Here is a 6,476-nt window from a genome sequence, read left to right as displayed (position 1 = left end):
GATGGCCGAAGAATTAAGATGGGTTTTAATCGTGATCAGTGTATTTGTCATAGGTGGCTTATTAATACATGGTTTATGGTCAGTGAGAAAAAAAGATACCCCAGAAACACCTACTAGCGAGCGGGTAGAACCACAACACAGCGCGCCTGCTCATGCGCCAAGCACAGAGGCCGCTGAGCCGGTTGCTTTTGAGCGAGATGAGCCGCAACTCGGTGAATTAAATTTTACCGCGGATGAGCCACAAATTGATACCAGTGTGCCAGAAGTACCCATTGAAGACGATTTACAGGTTGTCGAGCAGGAGCCAGCTGCTACCCAAAGCGAAGAGCCTGCAGCGGTTGCCGACTTCGTGATTGTGCATATTCAAATGCCAGAGGGCATGACTATGCAGGGCAGTCAGTTATTACCTGCGGTCAATACCTTAGGCTTTAAGTATTCAGAAGAAGGCTTTTTTAATCGCCACCTAGATCCCGCAGGCCAAGGTCCGGTTTTATTTAGGCTGGTAAATATGTACAACCCAGGTACGTTTGATATTGATAATATGGAACAATTCAGTACCGCGGGAGTGAGCTTGTTTATGACCCTGCCATGTGATGGCGACGGTTTAGCGGCTTTTAATATGTTGCACAGCGCAGCTAAAAAGCTAGCGGATGAATTTGGTGCGCAAATTTTAGATGCAGAGCGTGAAGTAATGACGGTAGAGCGGGTTCGTCAATATGTTGAGCAAGTGCGTGCATTTGCAGCGTAACTAACGCATTAGGTTAAGTTTTTATAAGCCACTGGACGGTAATTCGTCAAAGTGGCTTTTTTTATGTTTTTTTGAGGTTTCAATGGCAAGTAGCATTAGTGAGCAAATTAATTATCTTCGTAGTACTTTAGAGCAGCACAATTATAATTATTACGTGCTCGACACCCCCAGTATTCCTGATGCCGAGTACGACAGACTGTTACGCGAACTAAGCGCGCTTGAAACCGCACACCCTGAGTATTTAACGGCGGACTCGCCAACGCAAAAAGTAGGCGGTGCAGCGCTAAGTAAATTTGAGCAAGTGGCCCACCAGGTGCCTATGTTGTCGCTAGACAATGCCTTTAGTGAAGATGAATTTAGCGCATTTAACCGCCGCATCAAAGAGCGCTTAATGAGCAGCGAAGAGCTGACCTTTTGTTGTGAGCCAAAGCTTGATGGTTTAGCAGTATCCATTATTTATCGTGATGGCGTGCTAGTGCAGGCGGCAACGCGAGGCGATGGCTTTACCGGCGAAAACATTACCCAAAATGTGAAAACAATTCGCAATGTGCCATTGAAGCTGCGTGGTGATGATTACCCTGCTGAACTTGAAGTGCGTGGCGAAGTGTTTATGGACAGTGCGGGTTTTGAAAAACTAAACAGCGAAGCACAACAACGCGGCGAAAAAGTGTTTGTTAACCCGCGTAATGCCGCCGCTGGGAGTTTGCGCCAGCTTGATTCCAAGGTGACCGCAAAGCGGCCACTGATGTTTTATGCCTACAGTACAGGCTTAGTAGCCAATGGCAGTATTCCAGAGGATCATTTTCAGCAACTGGCTAAACTAACCGATTGGGGTTTACCACTGTGTCCAGAAACCAAGTTAGTAGAAGGCCCGAAAGCGGCGCTTGCCTACTATAACGATATTTTAACGCGCCGTGGCGAGCTTAAGTACGAAATTGATGGCGTAGTTATCAAAGTAAATAATAAAGCCTTACAAGAGCGTTTAGGCTTTGTAGCGCGTGCGCCGCGTTGGGCTATTGCGTATAAGTTTCCGGCACAAGAAGAAATTACCACCTTACTCGATGTGGAATTTCAGGTGGGTCGTACCGGCGCGGTAACCCCAGTGGCACGCCTAGAGCCCGTATTTGTTGGCGGGGTAACGGTATCAAATGCGACACTACATAATGGTGATGAAATAGCACGCCTAGGCGTTAAAGTAGGTGATACAGTGGTTATTCGCCGCGCCGGCGATGTTATTCCACAAATAACGCAAGTGGTACTTGAGCGCCGCCCAGATGATGCGCGCGACATTGTATTTCCAGTGACGTGTCCAATCTGTGACTCCCAGGTAGAAAAAGTAGCCGGTGAAGCGGTCGCGCGTTGCACTGGCGGGCTGGTGTGTCCGGCACAACGTAAACAAGCCATTAAGCACTTTGCCTCACGCAAGGCGCTCGATATTGACGGGTTAGGCGATAAAATTGTTGATCAGCTGGTAGATAGAGAGCTCATCAAAACACCCGCAGATTTATTTGTGTTAAAGCAAGGGCATTTTGAGTCACTGGAGCGCATGGGCCCCAAGTCGGCGAAAAACTTGGTCACAGCACTGCAACAGGCGAAAACAACGACACTTGCTAAGTTTATTTACTCATTAGGCATTCGCGAAGCCGGTGAGGCCACAGCACAAAACTTGGCAAATCATTTTTTAACGTTAGAAAATATCATCAACGCCAGTATCGACAGCTTAACTGAAGTAAGCGATGTGGGTGAAATTGTGGCAACCCACATTCATGGTTTTTTTGCTGAGCAGCATAATTTAGATGTGGTCAATGCACTGCTTGAGCAAGGGATAAACTGGCCTGCATTAACGCCACCATCGGCGCAACAGCAACCGCTAGCAGGGCTCACCTATGTATTAACTGGCACCCTTAATACCTTAAACCGCAACGATGCTAAAGCACGCTTACAACAACTTGGGGCTAAAGTGTCGGGCAGTGTGTCGGCTAAAACCGATGCGCTGGTGGCGGGCGAAAAAGCAGGGTCAAAACTAACCAAAGCGCAAGATCTCGGTATTGAGATTTTAACAGAAGAAGATTTAATCGCACTGTTTGAAAAGCACCATGGTTAAAAAGCAACAGCGCGCGCAGTTTGGGCCCGAATATTGGGATAAGTACGGCTGCTACCGTACCCCCATTGGTTTTCACTTAACAATACTAGTGCTACTGCGCGGCTATTTTATTTGGCTGGTGGCGGGGCTCAGTCGTCGCCCCGAGCTCGATTTAATGTCATTGTTTTTTAAATCTAAAAACGACTTTTTTATCGCGCTGGCTATTGGCGCCATTGCCATCGCGCCGGCGATACTATTTTGTTTGCGTCGCCCGCGAGACTCTCATCACAGTAGCGAGCGGCTCGCTACTATTTGGCGTTATATGCGCTGGCCACTTATTTTATGTGCGCTGGTAGACTTAACATGGTTAACCATACAGGCAGCGCACAGTCATTATCGGTTTTCGTTATTTTTAGCGGTACAAATGGTGATAGTGTTATGGGTGTTGTGCTATTTAGCAAAAAGCCGCTATTTAACGGTATTTTTTAATGATTGGCCTGAGCCAACCGAAAAAACCGCGGCTGATAAAAAGTAGAACGCATGAACTAAATACAGTTCTCACAGCGTATAGATGCGTTACATTACTTAAAGCAGGGCGGTTTGCTATTAACTTAACGCCGGCTGCTATAGTAAAAATGCACTATTACAATTGGCTTCGCTGATGTGCAGTGTGGCCAATAGGGTGTTATTTAGCCTATCAACAATTCAATGAGGTAGTTATGTTGCAATGGAACGATATTATTAATTTTGCCACTAACGGTAATCCACCGGCTGCTAAAAAGGTAGTTAAGAGCGAGCAGCAATGGCGTGAGCAACTGAGCGAAGAGCAATATTATGTAACCCGCAATAAAGGCACAGAGCGCCCGCATAGCTCAAGTAGCTGTACACTGTTAGAGCCAGGTAAATATGCCTGTATTTGCTGCGATAACTTATTATTCGATGCAGACGAAAAATTTGATAGCGGCACTGGCTGGCCATCGTTTAGCCAACCTGCAACTATCGCGGCGGTCGCTTATAGCAGTGATGTTAGTCATGGTATGCAGCGTATTGAAGCGCTGTGTAATGTATGTGATGCACACTTAGGCCATGTTTTTCCTGATGGCCCAGCCCCAACAGGTTTACGTTACTGTGTTAATGCCGTTGCAATGAAAAAACTGTAACAAAATGGCTTAAATAACCCTTTAACCTAGCTGTTAAAATGCGGCTAGGATAGGTTCAGTTTGAACTCTTTGGCTTTATGTAAAATCTTATCTAAGCGCTGCGCTTGATCCGCGGGCAGCGGTGCTTTACTTAACGAAGCGTAACACTTTTTAGCAAGATCCAAGTTAAATGAACGCCCTTCTTTTGTAGCATCAAGCAAACACTGTAATAAATTAAGTGCAATGCTTTGATTACGCGGCATGACTCTAAATGCTTGTGTAAACGCTTCTAGTGCCGTATTTAACTTACCTTGGTTAAACTGATTTACAGCATGGTTATTAAGCTCTTTAGGGCCTAATTTAATATCGCGCCGCTCACTTTGCTGCTGCTGAATATAACGTAAATAGGAGGTGTCTTTAATACTTGGGTGGCGCTCGCAATGCGCAATAATTTGGCCAAATAAATGCTGCGCCTTATGATGAAACCCCAGCTCATGAAATGCCTTTGCTTTATCGAGCGCACCGTCTACAGAGCGAATTTGCGTATCGTCTTCATCTAACTGTTCAATTAAGCGTTTTGCTTTCGTGTGTTCATCTTTAAGGTAATGTAGCCGTGCGTTGAGAACATCAATTTGCGCTTGATTCACATTATTTGGAAACTGGCTTTTTAAATCATTAATATATTGGTTTGTTTGCCGAGAAATGCGCTGTATCTGATCTGTTTGATCTGTGGTTAAGGCAAAATCAATTCCGGCACGCGCGGCATTTAAGTAAATGTCGGGGTTGTCGTGAATCGAGTATTTAGCGTAGGTGGCAATATCTCTTTGCGTAAGGTAACTTTTTTCATAGTCATGATTAAGTAACGAAACCGTACTTAATGACTTTTGACGGCTAATATTACGCGGTGCAATTTCAACGGCTTGACTTAAAAACTCTTGCGCAAGCTCGTACTGGTTTAGTTTTATTTCTAAACGGCCAAGTAAATCGAGGGCTATTAAACGGGTTTCTTGACGCTCAAGCATCGTTTTAAGCATGCGCTGCGCTAAAATATGTTCATTATTATTTATAAGGGCTTCAACTAAACCTACTTTTGCCCATGCAAATTTTTGAATATCGAGTACCGATTTAAAAAAGTCTTTCGCTTCTTGGTTGCGATTGAGGCGTAATAGCGCATCGCCCTTCAGCCGCAATAGGATAGGGCTGTAATTTTTATTTTTATGTAATGCAGCGTCTATGTACTTTAACGCTTTAGAATCGTTACCATCGTCAATAAAATTATATATCGTTTGCAGGTCGCTTTTACGTTTTAAAATACGCTCAATGCGTGTGGTAAGCTCTTGTACAGTAAATGGTTTTACTAAAAAGTCATCGGGCTGTAACTCAAGTACACTATGCACAAGAGAGCCGCTTGTTTCTGCAGAAATAAAAATAAAACCGGTAGAGCTTTTTATTAACTGCTTTACGCGTAATTCCTCATAAAGCTGATACCCATCTTGTTGTTTACTTAAGTTAAAAGAGCAAACAATTAAATCAAATGGTTCATGCAAGCATTGCTCTTTGGCCGAATTAGCATGATCAGCAAAACGTAACTGCCGAAAGCCAAGCCTTTCTAGCGATTGTTTCATATAGCTTTGAGCGAGAGGCTGCTCTTCGACTATAAGTATTTTGGCTGATGCATTGGTTTTTGTCGGCATTGGCTTAATAATTTTTGTATTTAACACAGACTATAATCAACAGTTTAGCTGCTTACAAGGTAATTTAGGCATTAGCTGAAATAATTAGCAAGCTAGGGTGCACTTACACCATTATGCTGATGTGTAAAGTAACAAGGGAAGCCGCGTGCAGAGCATTTAACTTGTAAAGGGCGGCGATGCGCTTTCTTTTACAATGGAGCTAATTACCAGAAATAAACATTTATATATTAGGTTAAGATTCGAATAGAAGTATTTAGAAGTATTTAGAAGTGTTTAGAAGTGTTTATATGTGGTGGGTGATACTGGACTTGAACCAGTGACCCTCGCCTTGTAAGGGCGATGCTCTCCCAACTGAGCTAATCACCCACATATAAAATAGGTATGACTGTTGATTAAACGCTTAAAGCATTTAGTCTGTAATTTGGTGGGTGATACTGGACTTGAACCAGTGACCCTCGCCTTGTAAGGGCGATGCTCTCCCAACTGAGCTAATCACCCAAATTACATTATTAACTATCAAGGGTGATAGTTAATACTGGACTTTAACCAGTGATCCTCGCCTTTATTTATAAAGGGCGGTGATGCTTTCTTCTTTTGTAACTGAGCTAATCACCCAAATTACATTTTAAAATTTAATTCACCATTATAAATAATGGTGGGTCGTACTGGACTTGAACCAGTGACCCTCGCCTTGTAAGGGCGATGCTCTCCCAACTGAGCTAACGACCCATATTACATGCTACTACCTTTGCAGATAGTACTGGACTTTAACCAGTGAACGTCGCCATTACTTGTAAGTAGCGGTGATGCTC

The 6,476-nt window shown here is 44.0% G+C and carries 5 protein-coding genes and 3 tRNA genes; 4 read left to right on the top strand and 4 right to left on the bottom strand.

Annotated elements, in window-relative coordinates; genetic code table 11:
- The first annotated feature begins 1 nt into the window (after position 1).
- The 4 genes from zipA (at position 2) to msrB (ending at position 3,991) form a co-directional block, all read left to right on the top strand.
- Positions 2 to 748 (top strand): cell division protein ZipA, encoded by a 747-nt coding sequence (gene zipA / locus ABYB02_RS13245; RefSeq protein ID WP_372762906.1) that lies wholly within the window; start codon positions 2 to 4, stop codon positions 746 to 748.
- Between the two features lie 82 nt (positions 749 to 830).
- Entirely contained in the window at positions 831 to 2,852 is a 2,022-nt protein-coding gene (ligA, locus tag ABYB02_RS13240; RefSeq protein WP_372762905.1) for an NAD-dependent DNA ligase LigA, read from the top strand.
- Entirely contained in the window at positions 2,845 to 3,366 is a 522-nt protein-coding gene (locus tag ABYB02_RS13235; RefSeq protein WP_372762904.1) for a DUF2919 domain-containing protein, read from the top strand. Before ligA ends, ABYB02_RS13235 begins: the two co-directional genes overlap by 8 nt.
- A 184-nt stretch (positions 3,367 to 3,550) precedes the next feature.
- Positions 3,551 to 3,991 carry a peptide-methionine (R)-S-oxide reductase MsrB gene (msrB, locus tag ABYB02_RS13230; protein WP_372762903.1) on the top strand — a complete coding sequence of 147 codons (441 nt, stop codon included), beginning with the start codon at positions 3,551 to 3,553 and terminating at the stop codon, positions 3,989 to 3,991.
- A gap of 44 nt (positions 3,992 to 4,035) precedes the next feature.
- On the opposite strand, the gene ABYB02_RS13225 is transcribed toward msrB, so the two are convergent.
- The 4 genes from ABYB02_RS13225 to ABYB02_RS13210 form a co-directional block, all read right to left on the bottom strand.
- Positions 4,036 to 5,664, bottom strand: coding sequence for a response regulator (locus ABYB02_RS13225; RefSeq protein WP_372762907.1), 1,629 nt, complete (start codon positions 5,662 to 5,664; stop codon positions 4,036 to 4,038).
- A 290-nt stretch (positions 5,665 to 5,954) separates the two neighbouring features.
- A tRNA-Val gene (locus tag ABYB02_RS13220) sits at positions 5,955 to 6,030 on the bottom strand.
- Between the two features lie 56 nt (positions 6,031 to 6,086).
- Positions 6,087 to 6,162: transfer RNA gene (locus ABYB02_RS13215), tRNA-Val, on the bottom strand.
- 155 nt (positions 6,163 to 6,317) lie between these two features.
- A tRNA-Val gene (locus ABYB02_RS13210) sits at positions 6,318 to 6,393 on the bottom strand.
- Between the last annotated feature and the right edge of the window lie 83 nt (positions 6,394 to 6,476).

The sequence above is a fragment of the Pseudoalteromonas sp. genome, from assembly GCF_041613455.1.
Lineage (GTDB): Bacteria > Pseudomonadota > Gammaproteobacteria > Enterobacterales > Alteromonadaceae > Pseudoalteromonas.
The sequence above is the reverse complement of the archived record's forward strand: the minus strand, read 5'-3'. Positions and strand labels throughout refer to the sequence as shown.

Coding starts and splice junctions, on each gene's coding strand:
- zipA (WP_372762906.1), top strand. CDS start 2: ATGGCCGAAGAATTAAGATGGGTTTTAATCGTGATCAGTGTATTTGTC.
- ligA (WP_372762905.1), top strand. CDS start 831: ATGGCAAGTAGCATTAGTGAGCAAATTAATTATCTTCGTAGTACTTTA.
- ABYB02_RS13235 (WP_372762904.1), top strand. CDS start 2,845: ATGGTTAAAAAGCAACAGCGCGCGCAGTTTGGGCCCGAATATTGGGAT.
- msrB (WP_372762903.1), top strand. CDS start 3,551: ATGTTGCAATGGAACGATATTATTAATTTTGCCACTAACGGTAATCCA.
- ABYB02_RS13225 (WP_372762907.1), bottom strand. CDS start 5,664: ATGCCGACAAAAACCAATGCATCAGCCAAAATACTTATAGTCGAAGAG.